Here is a 12,849-nt window from a genome sequence, read left to right as displayed (position 1 = left end):
GCGCCCCCGCCTCCGTTCAAGCGGCTTCGAGGCAGCGCAAGTGCTCGTCGCTCAGGACCAGCTCGGTCGCGGCGAGGCAGTCGGCGAGCTGGGCCTCGGAGCTCACGCCGATCACGGGCTCGACCGGCGGAGCGGCGGCGAGCATCCAGGCCAGCACCACCCGGTTCCCGGACACCCCGAGGTCACCGGCCACCTTCCGCAGCGCGACGAGCCGTGATCCGGTGCCGGGGTGGTCGTAGTGCGGCCAGAACGCGCGGTCCGGCCGGGTGTAGGCACCGGACAGCAACGGTGAGTACCCCTGGACGTTCAGCCCCGCTTCGCGGGCGTACCCGGCCATTTCCGGGGTCAGGATCTTCTGCGGGCCGAACGAGGCGCCCGGCATCGGCTGCAGGTAACTGTGCCGCTGCTGGAGCCAGGTGATCCGGGTACCCGCCTGCCGCACGAGATCGAGGTCGTGGTTGCTCAGCCCGATTTCGCGGATCTTCCCGGCCGCGACCAGTTCCTCGAACGCGCCGAGCGTGTCCGACGGCGGAACGGCGGGGTCCATGAGGTGGGCGAAGCAGACGTCGACGTGGTCGGTGCCCAGGCGGCGCAGGCTGTCCTCGACCGCGGACCGGATCGCGGACGGCGAAAGCCCTTCGAAGTCCATCAGGGCTCCGCCCGGCACCGGGCGGCCGCCGACCTTGGTGGCGAGCCGGATCCGGTCGCGGGCGCCCCGGTCGCGGAGCCAGGCCCCGATCGTGAGTTCGCTTTCGTCCCCGGTGCCGTCCCAGCTGGCGTAGCAGTTCGCCGTGTCGACGGCCCGGCCGCCCGACCCGGTGAAGACGTCCAGGAGCCGGAACGCGGTGGCGCGGTCGGTCGCCGTGCCGAAGTTCATCGTCCCGAGGCAGATCACGGCACCATCCCATCCGAGCGTTCTCGCGCCTTGGCCGAGTTTGGCACGGGCGTTCCGGGCCCCGGAATCCGCACAACGCGGAACCCGGTTCCGCGCGCCGCGCGTTCGCGGACCACTGACGAGGGAAAACCCGAATCTGAGGAAACTTTGAGCTACTTCAGCACCCGATCTGGTGAAGATGTCACCGGGTCAGGTAAGTCGATGACCGGGCCGGAGGAATCCGGTGGCCGGCCGAGACGACAAGGGTGAGGCCGGATGAGTGTGAACAGGACAATTTCCCCCGTGGCGACCGGGCTGCTGCCCCCGCGGGTCCAGCCCGCGCCGGCGGCGAGTTCCGGGGCGGACGTGCAGACGCCCCGCAAAACCGTGGTGCGGCACGTGCTCCCGCTGTTCTCCGACGTGCTGTCGGACGGCTTCGTGCTCGACGTGCTGTCGGCGCGCCGGGTCGGCCACACGTGGGCGGAGTCCGGGCGCAGCCTCGAACGGCTGCTGGACGCGGTGCAGAAGCTCACCGCGGATCTCGTGGACAAGGCGCTGAACCGGCCGGACCTGCGCGACAGCGGCACCCGCTGCCACGCGGCCCAGCGGATCACCGAGCTCGGCAACCGGATCCTGGTCGAGCTGACCCGCGGCTTCGCCGAAGCCGGCACGACCGTGCCGGACCACGAAGAGCCGACCCGGCGACGGCGAGCCGAGCTGCTGCTGAGCGGCGCGGCGGTCCCGGCGGCGGACCAGACCTACGCCGTCATCGCACTGGCCACCGCCGAACTCGACCCGGCCGCGGTGGACGAGGCGTTCCGCACCCACGCGGGCGAGGACACCCTGACCCTGCTCGCCGACGGCGGCGGGCACGCGCTGCTTCCCGCGCGGGACAAGGCGGACGCCGTCCGGCGCACCGAGCGGGTGCTGGACGCGCTCGGCGGATCCGCCCGCGCCGCGCTGGTCTGGCCGGGCACGCGCAGCGTGTCCGCGTGCCGGTCGGTGGCGGACGACATCCTCGCCGAGGCGACGTCGCTGGAGTTCGCGCCCGCGGTGCACGTCCTCGACGACGTGCTGCTCGAGTTCGCCGCCGCGCACGAGCCGGTGGTGTCCAACGCCCTGCTGAAGGTGATCCAGCCGCTGCTGGCCCAGCCGGTGCTGTGGGAGACGCTGCAGGTGCTGCTGGCCGAGGACGGCAACCGCGGCCGGGCGGCGGAGCGGCTGATCGTCCACCGCAGCACGGTGGACTACCGGTTGCAGCGCATCGGCCAGCTCACCGGGCACTCGCCGTGCACGGTCCGCGGCCTGCGCCTGCTGTCCACCGCCTCGGCCATGCACCGGCTGGCCGAACTCCGCCGCTCCGCCGCCTAGGAAGGACCGGTCTTGTCAGCAACGCACCCGATCCCGCCGTTCACCGTCATCACCGGCACCGAGGTGCGCCGGGTGCTCGACGGGGACGAGCGGACGGTCACCGCCGTCGTCGAGCGGGCCTACCGCACCCACGGCGCCGGCGACACGGTGAACCCGCCGTCGTACTTCCTGCGGTTCCCGGACCGGCCGGCCGACCGCATCATCGCGCTGCCCGCGTCGCTCGGTGGCGAGTCCGCTGTGGACGGTCTCAAGTGGATCGGCAGCTTCCCGGGCAACGCCGCGGCCGGCATTCCCCGCGCCTCCGCCGTGCTGATCCTCAACGACCGGCGCACCGGCTACCCGTTCGCGGTCATGGAGGCTTCGGTCGTCAGCGCGTCCCGGACGGCGGCGTCGGCCGCGCTGGCCGCGGACCTGCTGACCCGGGACCGCGGGCGGCCGGCGCGGATCGGGTTCTTCGGCACCGGGCTGATCGCGCGGTACATCCACACCCACCTCACCGCGAACGGCTGGCAGTTCGGCGAAATCGGGCTGCACGACCTTTCCGCGTCGTCGGTCGACGGTTTCGCGGGCTACCTCGCCCGCACCGGCACGTCGGCGGAGATCGTCCGGCACGAGCACGCCGAGGCGCTGATCAAGGCGTCGGATCTGGTCGTGTTCGCCACCGTGGCGGGCGTTCCGCACGTGCGGGAACCGGCGTGGTTCGCCCACAATCCCGTCGTGCTGCACGTTTCCCTGCGCGACCTCGCCCCGGAGATCGTGCTCGGCGCGGTCAACGTCGTCGACGACGTCGAGCACTGCCTGAAGGCGGACACCTCGGTCCACCTGGCCGAGCAGCGGACCGGCCACCGCGAGTTCGTGCACGGCACGCTGTTCGACGTCATGACGGGCGCGGTGGACCTGCCCGCGGACCGGCCGCGGATCTTCTCGCCGTTCGGGCTGGGCATCCTCGATCTGGCCGTGGGCAAGCACGTCTACGACCGGCTCGCCGCCGACGCGGCCCTCACGCCGGTACCCGGCTTCTTCGCCGACGTGAACCGCTACGGCTGAGCGTCTCCGCACCCCGGGTACCGCCCGTCCGCCAACCGCGGGACTCGCCCGGGAAACCCCTGTGGAACAAGACAAATCGCCGGGTTTCCCGGTTGCATGGCGGCATGGAACGACTCGCCGTGCTCCGCCACGACCTGCCTGCCTCGTTGGTCGTTTTCCTCGTCGCCGTACCCCTTTCGCTGGGGATCGCGCTCGCCTCGGGTGCCCCGGTGGTCGCCGGCCTGATCGCCGCCGTGGTGGGCGGGATCGTCGCCGGCGCGCTCGGTGGCTCCGCGCTGCAGGTCAGCGGGCCCGCCGCCGGGCTGACCGTGGTCATGGCCGAAACCATCCAGACGTTCGGGTGGGCCGTCACCTGCGCGATCACCGTGGCCGCCGGCGCGGTGCAGATCCTGCTCGGCGCCTCCCGGGTCGCGCGGGCCGCGCTGGCCATCTCGCCCGCCATCGTGCACGGCATGCTGGCCGGCATCGGCGTGACGATCGTGCTCGGGCAGGTCCACGTCATCCTCGGGGGCAAGCCGCGGTCCTCGGCGCTGGAGAACCTCGCCGAGCTGCCCGCCCAGATCGTCGCCCGCCACGACGCCGCCACCGCCATCGGGCTGCTCGTCATCGCGATCCTGCTGCTGTGGCCGCGGCTCCCGCGACCGCTGCAGCGGATTCCCGGTCCGCTGGCCGCGATCGCCGTCGCCACCGTGGTGTCCGTCCTGGGCGGGCTGACCCTGCCGCGGGTCGAGCTGCCCGCGGATCTGCTCGAGATCCGGTTCAGCCCGCAGCTGCCCGGCGGCGGCTGGGGTGCGTTCGCCGTCGCGGTGCTCACCATCGCGGTGATCGCGTCGGTGGAAAGCCTGCTGTCGGCGGTCGCGGTGGACCGGCTGCACACCGGGCCGCGGGCCGACCTGAACCGGGAACTCATCGGCCAGGGCGCGGCGAACATGGTGTCCGGGGCGCTGGGCGGCCTGCCGGTCACCGGCGTCATCGTCCGCAGTTCCACCAACGTCACCGCCGGCGCGCGGACCCGCGCTTCGGCGGTGCTGCACGGTGTGTGGGTGCTGGTGTTCGTCGTCGCCCTCGCCGGGCTGATCCAGGACATCCCGCTCGCCGCCCTCGCCGGCCTCCTCGTCCACGTCGGGGTCAAGCTGGTGAACCCCGGTCACCTCAAGCAGGTCCTCGCCCACGGCGACCTGCCGGTCTACCTCCTCACCCTGGCCGGGGTCGTGGGGTTCGACCTGCTCACCGGCGTCCTCGCGGGCATCGCCCTCTCCCTCGTGCTCATGCTGCGCCGCACGCTCTGGTCGGGCATCCACACCGAACGGGACGGCGAGCTCTGGCACGTCGTCGTCGAAGGCGTGCTCACCTTCCTCTCGGTACCCCGGCTGAGCCGCGTGCTCGCCACCGTCCCGGCCGGCGCGCCCGTGCGGCTCGACCTGGTCGTCGACTACCTCGACCACGCCGCCTTCGAAAGCCTGCACACCTGGCAGCACGCCCACGAAGCCGCGGGCGGCACCGTCGAAGTCGACGAGATCGGCCACCCGTGGTTCGCCAACGGCAAGCAGGGCCGTCCGACCCGCAGCGTTCGCGCCGGCACCGGCTTCGTGCCCCGCTGGCTCGCGCCGTGGTCGGCCTGGCAGGCCGCCGACGTCCCCGCCCAGCCCACCCGGCGGGGTGCCGCCGAGTTCCAGCGCCGCACCGCACCATTGCTGCGCGACACCCTGTCCGGGCTGGCCGACGGCCAGCGGCCCCGCACGCTGTTCATCACCTGCGGCGACTCCCGGATCGTGCCGAACCTGATCACCACCAGCGGCCCCGGGGACCTGTTCACCATCCGCAACATCGGCAACCTGGTCCCGCCCGGCCAGGCGGACCCGTCGATGAACGCGTCCATCGCCTACGCCGTCGGCGTCCTCGCCGTCACCGAGATCGTGGTCTGCGGGCATTCGTCCTGCGGTGCCATGGCCGCGCTCGCCGCCGGGCCGCCGCCGGGGCCGCTCACCGACTGGCTGGCGCACGCCGAACCGAGCGCCCGGCGGTCCGATCCGGTCACGCTCGACGGCGACCGCCCGGGCCGCGAAGACGACCGCCTTGCCCTGCAGAACGTGCTGCAGCAGCTGGCACACCTGCGTGAATACCCGCTCGTGGCCGAAGCCGAACGGGCCGGGCGCCTGCAGCTGACCGGGATGTACTTCGACGTCGGCCGCGCCCAGGTCCACCTGTGCGACCCGGCCGCGCGGGACTTCCGCGCGGTGGGTGCGCGCGTGGGCAGTCGGTCCGGGCAAACCGGATCCGCACATCGCGCAAATCACGGGTGAGGCCGCTCGCTCGCCGGAGATCGGCGTTCACAATTCCGTTCCGGTAGACCACCCGCGGCACCCACCACAAGGGACGGACATGAATTCTCCTGCCGAGACCGGCGAAACCACCGAAACCGACACCGAGGGGTACCACAAGACGCTCGGCAACCGGCAGATCCAGATGATCGGGATCGGCGGGGCGATCGGTGTCGGCCTGTTCCTCGGGGCGGGCGGCAAGCTCGCCGCCACGGGGCCCGCCCTGCTGCTGTCCTACCTCCTGTGCGGCGTCGTGGCCCTGTTCGTCATGCGCGCGCTCGCCGAGCTCGTGCTGCACCGGCCGAGCGCGGGCAGCTTCGTCACCTATTCCCGGGAGTTCGTCGGTCCGTGGGCCGGGTTCGTGACCGGCTGGATGTACTGGCTCAACTGGGCGATGGTCGCCGTCGCCGAGACCACCGCCATCGGGCACTACCTGCAGCGGTGGTTTCCCGGGCTGCCGGTCTGGGCCGGCGCGCTGCTGTCACTGGCCGGCGTGCTCTCGGTCAACCTCGTGTCGGTGAAGCTGTTCGGTGAGCTGGAGTTCTGGTTCTCCACCATCAAGGTGCTGGCCATCATCGTCTTCCTGGTCGTCGGGGCCGGCCTGCTGATCTACGGGGCGCACCTCGGCTCGGCGCCCGCGTCGGTGGCGAACCTCGTCGACCACGGCGGGTTCTTCCCCCACGGTTTCGCGATGCCGTTCCTGGCCCTGCAGAGCGTGGTCTTCGCCTACGCCGCCATCGAACTGGTCGGGGTGGCCGCCGGCGAGGCCGCCGAGCCCCGCAAGTCCATCCCGCGGGCGGTGAACAGCGTCATCTGGCGCATCGCGGTCTTCTACGTCGGTTCGATCCTGGTGCTGGCCACGCTCATGCCGTGGTCGGACTACCAGGCGGGCGTCAGCCCCTTCGTCACGGTCTTCTCCCGGCTGGGCGTGCCGTGGGTCGGCGACGTGATGAACCTGGTCGTGCTGACCGCCGCGATGTCCTCGGCGAACTCGGGGATCTACGCCACCGGCCGGATCCTGCGCGCGCTGGCCGACCGCGGCGAGGCGCCGCGGTTCACGGCGCGGATGAGCAGGCGGCGGATCCCGGTCGGCGCCATCGCCATGACCTGCGGGGTGTGCCTGCTCGGGGTCGTGCTGAACATCGTGGTTCCCGACGACGCGTTCGACGTCGCCACCGGGATCGCCTCGCTGGGGGTGGTGACCACCTGGGCGATGATCATGATCGCGCAGGAGCGGCTGCGCCGCCGGGCGCTGCGGGGCGAACTGGTGCGGCCGTCGTTCCGGCTGCCCGGCGCCCCCTGGACCAACTGGGCCACGGTCGGGTTCCTCGGGCTCGTGGTGGTTCTGATGGGGTTCTCCGGCGGGAGCAGCCTGATCGCCGTGTGCGCGATCCCGGTGCTCGTCGTGGCGCTCGGCGTGGGCTGGTGGCTCGTGTCCCGGCGCCGGGTCTCCTGAACCCGGCCGGCCACCCCGGCCGGGCCGGGGTGGCCGGGGTGGCCGGGTTGCGCGCACCGGTTCAGGACCGGGTGACCGTGTGCACGACCATCGCCGACGACAGCACGTGGGCCCCGCGGCCGGTGAGCGGGTTCTGCCCGGTGACCTCTTCGATCCGCCGGATCCGGTAGTCCAAAGTGGACCGGTGGATGAACAGCTCGCGCGCGGCGACGGTCCGGTTGAAGTCGGCGTTGATCAGTGCTTCGAGCGTGCCGTAGAGGACCTCGTTGGCCACCAGCGGGGCGATCAGCGCCTGCAGCCGCGCCGACGTCACGGGATCGCGGAGCACGGCGAACTCCAGCAGGACGTCCTCGAGGCGGTACGGCCCGGGCGGGCGGCCCGTCGCCGCGGCCAGCGCCAGCACGTCCGCCGCCTCTTTGCAGCCCGCGGCGAGCGCGGCACGGCCGGCGGACACGGTCGTCGTCCACGGCGCCTGGCCGAACCGGCCGGCCAGCGCGTCGAGCAGCGGGGTGATCCGCCGCTCGAGCCGCCGGGGGACGAGCACGACGACGCCGTCACCGATCGGTGCGCCCAGCACGCCGTCTTCGTGGTGCTCGTCGAGCACCACGGCCAGCCGGCCGGGCGGCACCGCCTGCGGGAACCGGGCGGCGACCACGACGTAGGCGTCCTCGAGGAGGGCCAGCTCCGCCGGGTCGAGCCGCTCCTGCCGGACGAGCCGCTGCACGAGGGCGCCGCGCGCCTCCCGCGCCGGAGCGGCGGGCACCGGCCGTACCGAGCCCGCGATCAGGTCCTGGACCAGCAGGTGCGCGGTTTGCACGACGGAGACCACCCGGCCCGGCTGGTGCTGCGCGACGACGCCTGCCACCTGCGCCGCGAACCGGCCCAGCAGGTCGGCGGCCGCACCGGGGGTCCCGCCCGCTTCCGCGAACGCCTCGCCGGCGATCCGGATGCGGCCGCGCTGTGCGGGCGTGACCGCGACGTCGTCTTCGACGACCCGGCGGTAGACCTCGGCCACCTCGCCCAGCAACGCCTTCGCCACGGACCGGGCCGCCTCCGGCGTCACGCCGTCGAGCAGTTGGCACCCGACGGCGGTGGCGGCGGCGATCCCCGGCGGCGGCACCGCGACGCCGTCGGCGGCAAAGCCGTCGGGTGGCGGTGTCCGGTAATGCGGTGCCCGGTAATTCGGCCGTTCGTCCAGCAAGGTCATGCGATTCCCACCTGTCCGCCGTCTTTCACCAGTCCCGGTTGCCCAGCGTGGTCCGGTTCGGTGACGCTCTTCCCGAGTTCGTCACGCAGGGTAAGCGTACCGATGGAGATCGCCACGAAGCAACGCTTGCAGGGGAATCCCTCAACAACCGGTCGCAAATCGGACACATCGGATATTGACCCCTCTTCGAACGCACCTGCCGAAGGAGATTTCAACGGAATGCGCAGCCGCCATCCCCTTGTCCGCGCCTCTCGCCGTCGGAAACACTCGATGCCGGAGAATCCCCGCTGAACCCATTCGAGGAATCATGACCGACGTGATCGAGCACACTCCGTCGAAGGAACCGGTGGTGCGCGTCCAAGGGCTCGAAATGAACCTGCGGACCGGCCAGGTGCGCCTTCGCGGGGAAGCGGTCCACCTGACGCCGACCGAGTTCCGGCTGCTGCGGACGCTCATGCTCAACCCGAACCGCGTCAGCCCGAACTGGCTGCTCGAACGCGCGCTCGGCGATCCCGGCGACAACCAGAAGGTCCGGTTCTACGTCGGCAGGCTGCGCCGGAAGCTCGGCGACCGCCACCGCGTGCTGATCCGCACCGCGCACGGCGCGGGGTACCGGCTCGCCGGCCGGACCGCGGCACCGTGATTTCCGACAAGGGAAACACAGGATCGTTCTTCGTAATTCGCGGATACGGCACGACGTTGGTTTTACCCTAATCTTCGCGGCACGGGCGAAACCGATCGTGGTTCGCCCGGATCCGAACGATCGAAAGGCCGCGTGGGAAATGAAGATGCGTACTCTGACGAAGATCACGACCGCCGTCGCCGCGACCGCGCTGGTGTGCGCGGGCCTGCTCGGCGCGACCGGCACGGCGGGTGCCACCACTCAGCCGGCGCCGGCCGGCGTCACGGTGCCGGGGCTCGGCAGCGTGACCCTGACCGGCAAGGTCGTGGCCGTCCACGGCAAGTACGTCACCATCGTCCTGGACGGCTCCGGCCGCAAGGTCGTGGTCGAGTGGACCCCGCTGACGAAGGTCGTCGGCGACCTGAAGAAGGACGTGAAGGTCCAGGTCGTCACCCTGGACTCGATCCTCGGCCTGATCAAGGCGGACGTGATCAGCGTCCTCGGCTGACCCGGAACCACCCCGGACGGGGCCCGCGGAGCACCTCCGCGGGCCCCGTTCGGCGTTCCGGCACAGTTCCGCTGCTGCCGGACTCGCGTTTCCCCAACCGCGCATGGTGACCCGCACCACGGCGATCTACCGTTTTCCTGATCATTCCGGCGAACAATCGGGGCCGACCATGAACCACGATCCGCACTCGGCGGGCGGCACGCTCACCCGCCGCGCCGTGAACATGCTCAAGGCCGTCCGGGACGGGCGCGCACAGTTGTCCCTCAGCTGCGAACCCGACCTCTACGTCGACGGAATCCCCTGCTGCGACCAGACGACGGCCCGCACCCTCGGCCGGCTCGGCCTGATCGCCGCGAGCCGGCCGGGCCGGTCCGGCGAACTGGTGCCCGCCGTCGTGACCGCCGAAGGCCGGGCCGCGCTCGCCACCACGGACTTCCGGGCCGCGGGCTGATCCGGCGCGCCGGACAGCCGAAGGCGGGCGCACGCCCCCGCGTGCGCCCGCCTGGTGCTCAGCCGCGGGTGAGTTCGTTCACCCGCACCGACAGCAAGTCCGAAGAGGACAGCAGCTCGCCGTGCGCCGGTCCGCTGTCGAGGAGCTCCTCGCGGTCGTCGAAGTAGCCGGCGTGCTTGTGGTAGAACGCTTTCGCGGCGAAGTAGCCGATACCGGCGGCCCCCAGCCCGACCGCCGCGAGGTCGACCGCGGCGGGCGTGCAGGCGATGGCCACCTCACGGCCGCCGTATTCCAGCGGGTCGAGCGACCCGGTGATCGAGGCCGGCGAAAATCCATTCATCTGATCCTCCATCGGTTCGATTCAGGCTCTGTCTGCAGCTTGTTCGGTTCAGGCCCTGCCTGCGGCATGGTCGCGCATTCCCAGCAATTCACCGACGGGCAGTCCCGACACCCCTTCCGGAACGTCGATCCCGTCGCTCTGCTGCACGCAACCGTGGTAGTGGCAATTCGCCCAGCCCACCCCGGCGCCCACCGCGGCTCCGGCCAGTGTCGCCGCGGCGATCGCCCACGTGCAGGCGGTGGGGTCCGCCACCGGTGCACCAAAGGAAAGAGGCTCCAGCCCCGGGGTCGCCGGGTCCTGCACGGACTCGATCACTTCCATGTCTTCTCCTCTGCTCCGGACCGCGGCCTGCGTCGATGCGCGGCCTTGGGACACGATAAGCGGCGCGTTGTCAACGGGTCATCCACCGATTGACGGAGAATTCCGCCACACCGTCCGGCGATCGGAGCCGGTATTGCGCGATTTCCTCAACATTCGCGGACATCCGACCGCAATCCGCCGGTTCGGTTGCCTGCCGGAAAGCAGCCGCCATCATGGATTTACCCGGGATCGCTCCAGGACCGGGGTTTCCGCCACCGAACAGGAGAAACGGGCACCATGACCACTGCCGTCGAAACCGCCGCGGCCCGCGAAGCCGACTCGCTCACCCCACTCGAAGTCCCGGACGCCGTCCTGCCGCTGGCCTGCGCCGCCGAGTTCGACACCGTGTACGTCGGCGTCACGGCCTTCACCTACGTCGTGCGAGCGACCCGGCACGCGTTCCGGACCGGGTTCGACGAGACCGGCTGCCCGATGGCCGAGGGCCCGGCCTCGCCGGACCGCATGTCGGCCATCGAGCTCCTCGGTGCCCGCAGCGCCGTGCTCGGCACGCTGTGACACCGGCGGGTCCTGCGGGCGATCGTGGGGCCCGCCACCGCAGGTCGGGGCCGGTCCGTGACGCGCGGGAAAAGGTCACCCCGCGTGCCGTCACCCGGACGTGCGAAGATCGCGGGGTGTCGTCGACTTCCTCCCGCCCGCGTTCGTTCTGGGACGACGCGGTGGTGTACCAGCTCTACGTCCGCTCGTTCGCCGACAGCGACGGCGACGGCGTCGGTGACCTCGGCGGGGTGATCCGGCGGCTGGACCACATCGCCGGGCTCGGCGCCGACGCGATCTGGCTCAACCCCTGCTACCCCTCGCCGCAGGCGGACCACGGCTACGACATCGCCGACTACCACGGCGTCAACCCGGAGTACGGCAGCCTCGAGACGTTCGACCGCCTGGTCGCCGAGGCGCACGCCCGCGGCCTGCGGATCCTGCTGGACCTGGTGCCCAACCACTGCTCGGACCAGCACCCGTGGTTCACCGCGGCACTGGCCGCCGGCCCCGGCTCCCCCGAGCGCGCGCGGTTCGTCTTCCGCGACGGCCGGGGCGACGAGCCACCCAACAACTGGATGTCGGTCTTCGGCGGCCCGGCCTGGACCCGGGTCACCGAACCCGACGGCACGCCCGGGCAGTGGTACCTGCACCTGTTCACCCGCGAGCAGCCGGACTTCGACTGGCGCAACGCGGAAGTCCTGGCGTACTTCGACGACGTGCTGCGGTTCTGGTTCGACCGCGGCGTGGACGGGTTCCGCATCGACGTCTGCCACGGCCTGATCAAGGACGCGGCCCTGCGCGACTGGGACCCGGCCGACGGCGGCTACAACGCCTACAGCTGGAACCAGCCGGAGGTGCACGACATCTTCCGGCGGTGGCACGCGCTCACCGACGGCTACGGCCCGGACCGCGACCTGCTGCTGGTCGGCGAGGTCTGGGTGCCGGACCCGGCCGACCTGGACCGCTACCTGCGCCCGGACGAGCTGCACCAGGCGTTCTCGTTCGACCTGCTCGTCCAGCCGTGGGAGGCGCCGGCACTGCGCGCGGCGATCGACCGGGCCGTGGCCCGCACGGCGGTCCACGGCGCCCCGGCGGCGTGGACGCTGGCCAACCACGACGTCCACCGGGCGGTGACGCGCTACGGCATCGTCCGCCCCGAGCCCGCCCCCGCCAGCAACGACGCCTTCGCGGCCCTGATGCGCCCCCGCGGCGAAGTCGACACCGCGCTCGGCGAGCGGCGGGCCCGCGCGGCGCTGCTCCTGCTGCTGGCCCTGCCCGGCTCGGTGTTCCTGTACCAGGGCGAAGAACTCGGCTTGCCGGAGGTCCAGGACCTCCCCGACGAGGCCCGCCAGGACCCGGTGTTCCACCGCACGGGCGGCCTCGAGAAGGGCCGCGACGGCTGCCGGGTACCGCTGCCGTGGGCCGCGGACGCGCCGGCGTTCGGATTCGGCACCGGGGTGCCGTGGCTGCCGCAGCCGGAGTGGTTCGGCCGGTACGCGGTCGACGTCCAGGAGAAGGACGACACCTCGACGCTGCAGCTGTACCGCCGCGCGGTCCGGGCGCGCCGGGAACGGGGACTCGGCGCCCCGGGCCCGGTGGAGTGGCTGGACACCGGCGAGGACGCGGTGCTCGCGTTCCGGCACGGGGAGCTGGTGTGCGTGGTCAACACGGGCAGCGCGGTGTTCACGGCACCGGACGGGTGGGGCGAGGTCGTGCTCACCAGCGGCGGGTCCGGCGTGGTGGCGGGCGATTCGGCGGCTTGGTTCGGGCCGCGCGGCTGAGCCCGGCTCGGCC

General features: G+C 72.0%; 13 protein-coding genes. 9 read left to right on the top strand and 4 right to left on the bottom strand.

The genetic code is table 11. The features are described 5' to 3' along the window. Positions 1-16: 16 nt before the first annotated feature. Positions 17-895, bottom strand: a complete 879-nt coding sequence (locus ACLJQE_RS21360; RefSeq protein WP_410641063.1) for an aldo/keto reductase — start codon at positions 893-895, stop codon at positions 17-19. 255 nt (positions 896-1,150) lie between these two features. On the opposite strand from ACLJQE_RS21360, the gene ACLJQE_RS21355 reads away from it, so the two are divergent. From ACLJQE_RS21355 to ACLJQE_RS21340, 4 genes are all read left to right on the top strand, one after another. Next, a complete protein-coding gene (locus ACLJQE_RS21355; RefSeq protein ID WP_410641062.1) occupies positions 1,151-2,245 on the top strand; it encodes a helix-turn-helix domain-containing protein in 1,095 nt (364 codons plus the stop codon). A 12-nt stretch (positions 2,246-2,257) separates the two neighbouring features. Beyond that, positions 2,258-3,292 carry a 2,3-diaminopropionate biosynthesis protein SbnB gene (gene sbnB / locus ACLJQE_RS21350; RefSeq protein ID WP_410641061.1) on the top strand — a complete coding sequence of 345 codons (1,035 nt, stop codon included), beginning with the start codon at positions 2,258-2,260 and terminating at the stop codon, positions 3,290-3,292. Between the two features lie 104 nt (positions 3,293-3,396). Continuing rightward, on the top strand, positions 3,397-5,595 hold the full coding sequence (locus tag ACLJQE_RS21345) for a SulP family inorganic anion transporter (RefSeq protein ID WP_410641060.1): 2,199 nt from the start codon (positions 3,397-3,399) through the stop codon (positions 5,593-5,595). Positions 5,596-5,674: 79 nt separating this feature from the next. Continuing rightward, positions 5,675-7,069: an amino acid permease gene (locus tag ACLJQE_RS21340; protein ID WP_410641059.1), complete on the top strand. Its 1,395-nt coding sequence runs from the start codon at positions 5,675-5,677 to the stop codon at positions 7,067-7,069. Positions 7,070-7,130: 61 nt separating this feature from the next. Here ACLJQE_RS21340 and ACLJQE_RS21335 read toward each other — a convergent pair whose 3' ends face one another. Then, positions 7,131-8,276 carry a PucR family transcriptional regulator gene (locus tag ACLJQE_RS21335; RefSeq protein ID WP_410641058.1) on the bottom strand — a complete coding sequence of 382 codons (1,146 nt, stop codon included), beginning with the start codon at positions 8,274-8,276 and terminating at the stop codon, positions 7,131-7,133. Positions 8,277-8,583: 307 nt separating this feature from the next. Here ACLJQE_RS21335 and ACLJQE_RS21330 point away from each other — a divergent pair, with 307 nt between their 5' ends. The 3 genes from ACLJQE_RS21330 (at position 8,584) to ACLJQE_RS21320 (ending at position 9,857) form a co-directional block, all read left to right on the top strand. Beyond that, positions 8,584-8,919 (top strand): winged helix-turn-helix domain-containing protein, encoded by a 336-nt coding sequence (locus ACLJQE_RS21330; RefSeq protein ID WP_410641057.1) that lies wholly within the window; start codon positions 8,584-8,586, stop codon positions 8,917-8,919. A 145-nt stretch (positions 8,920-9,064) separates the two neighbouring features. Further along, positions 9,065-9,406, top strand: a complete 342-nt coding sequence (locus tag ACLJQE_RS21325) for a hypothetical protein (RefSeq protein ID WP_410641056.1) — start codon at positions 9,065-9,067, stop codon at positions 9,404-9,406. 169 nt (positions 9,407-9,575) lie between these two features. Further along, the gene (locus ACLJQE_RS21320) at positions 9,576-9,857 is read left to right on the top strand and encodes a hypothetical protein (protein WP_410641055.1); all 282 of its coding nucleotides are present in this window, start codon (positions 9,576-9,578) and stop codon (positions 9,855-9,857) included. A gap of 58 nt (positions 9,858-9,915) precedes the next feature. Here ACLJQE_RS21320 and ACLJQE_RS21315 read toward each other — a convergent pair whose 3' ends face one another. Continuing rightward, positions 9,916-10,197, bottom strand: a complete 282-nt coding sequence (locus ACLJQE_RS21315; RefSeq protein ID WP_410641054.1) for a hypothetical protein — start codon at positions 10,195-10,197, stop codon at positions 9,916-9,918. Positions 10,198-10,245: 48 nt separating this feature from the next. Then, positions 10,246-10,518, bottom strand: coding sequence for a hypothetical protein (locus ACLJQE_RS21310; RefSeq protein WP_410641053.1), 273 nt, complete (start codon positions 10,516-10,518; stop codon positions 10,246-10,248). 276 nt (positions 10,519-10,794) lie between these two features. Here ACLJQE_RS21310 and ACLJQE_RS21305 point away from each other — a divergent pair, with 276 nt between their 5' ends. Both ACLJQE_RS21305 and ACLJQE_RS21300 read left to right on the top strand, forming a co-directional pair. Next, positions 10,795-11,073 carry a hypothetical protein gene (locus ACLJQE_RS21305; RefSeq protein ID WP_410641052.1) on the top strand — a complete coding sequence of 93 codons (279 nt, stop codon included), beginning with the start codon at positions 10,795-10,797 and terminating at the stop codon, positions 11,071-11,073. A gap of 116 nt (positions 11,074-11,189) precedes the next feature. After that, entirely contained in the window at positions 11,190-12,836 is a 1,647-nt protein-coding gene (locus ACLJQE_RS21300; protein ID WP_410641051.1) for a glycoside hydrolase family 13 protein, read from the top strand. Positions 12,837-12,849 lie beyond the last annotated feature (13 nt).

Origin of the sequence: Amycolatopsis sp. lyj-346 (assembly GCF_046548975.1) — a bacterium.
Lineage (GTDB): Bacteria > Actinomycetota > Actinomycetes > Mycobacteriales > Pseudonocardiaceae > Amycolatopsis.
This window is presented reverse-complemented; position numbering and strand designations above follow the sequence as displayed.

Excerpts from the sequence above, each read along its gene's own strand:
- ACLJQE_RS21355 (WP_410641062.1), top strand. The coding sequence starts at position 1,151 with ATGAGTGTGAACAGGACAATTTCCCCCGTGGCGACCGGGCTGCTGCCC.
- ACLJQE_RS21345 (WP_410641060.1), top strand. The coding sequence starts at position 3,397 with ATGGAACGACTCGCCGTGCTCCGCCACGACCTGCCTGCCTCGTTGGTC.
- ACLJQE_RS21340 (WP_410641059.1), top strand. The coding sequence starts at position 5,675 with ATGAATTCTCCTGCCGAGACCGGCGAAACCACCGAAACCGACACCGAG.
- ACLJQE_RS21335 (WP_410641058.1), bottom strand. The coding sequence starts at position 8,276 with ATGACCTTGCTGGACGAACGGCCGAATTACCGGGCACCGCATTACCGG.
- ACLJQE_RS21330 (WP_410641057.1), top strand. The coding sequence starts at position 8,584 with ATGACCGACGTGATCGAGCACACTCCGTCGAAGGAACCGGTGGTGCGC.
- ACLJQE_RS21325 (WP_410641056.1), top strand. The coding sequence starts at position 9,065 with ATGCGTACTCTGACGAAGATCACGACCGCCGTCGCCGCGACCGCGCTG.
- ACLJQE_RS21320 (WP_410641055.1), top strand. The coding sequence starts at position 9,576 with ATGAACCACGATCCGCACTCGGCGGGCGGCACGCTCACCCGCCGCGCC.
- ACLJQE_RS21315 (WP_410641054.1), bottom strand. The coding sequence starts at position 10,197 with ATGAATGGATTTTCGCCGGCCTCGATCACCGGGTCGCTCGACCCGCTG.
- ACLJQE_RS21310 (WP_410641053.1), bottom strand. The coding sequence starts at position 10,518 with ATGGAAGTGATCGAGTCCGTGCAGGACCCGGCGACCCCGGGGCTGGAG.
- ACLJQE_RS21305 (WP_410641052.1), top strand. The coding sequence starts at position 10,795 with ATGACCACTGCCGTCGAAACCGCCGCGGCCCGCGAAGCCGACTCGCTC.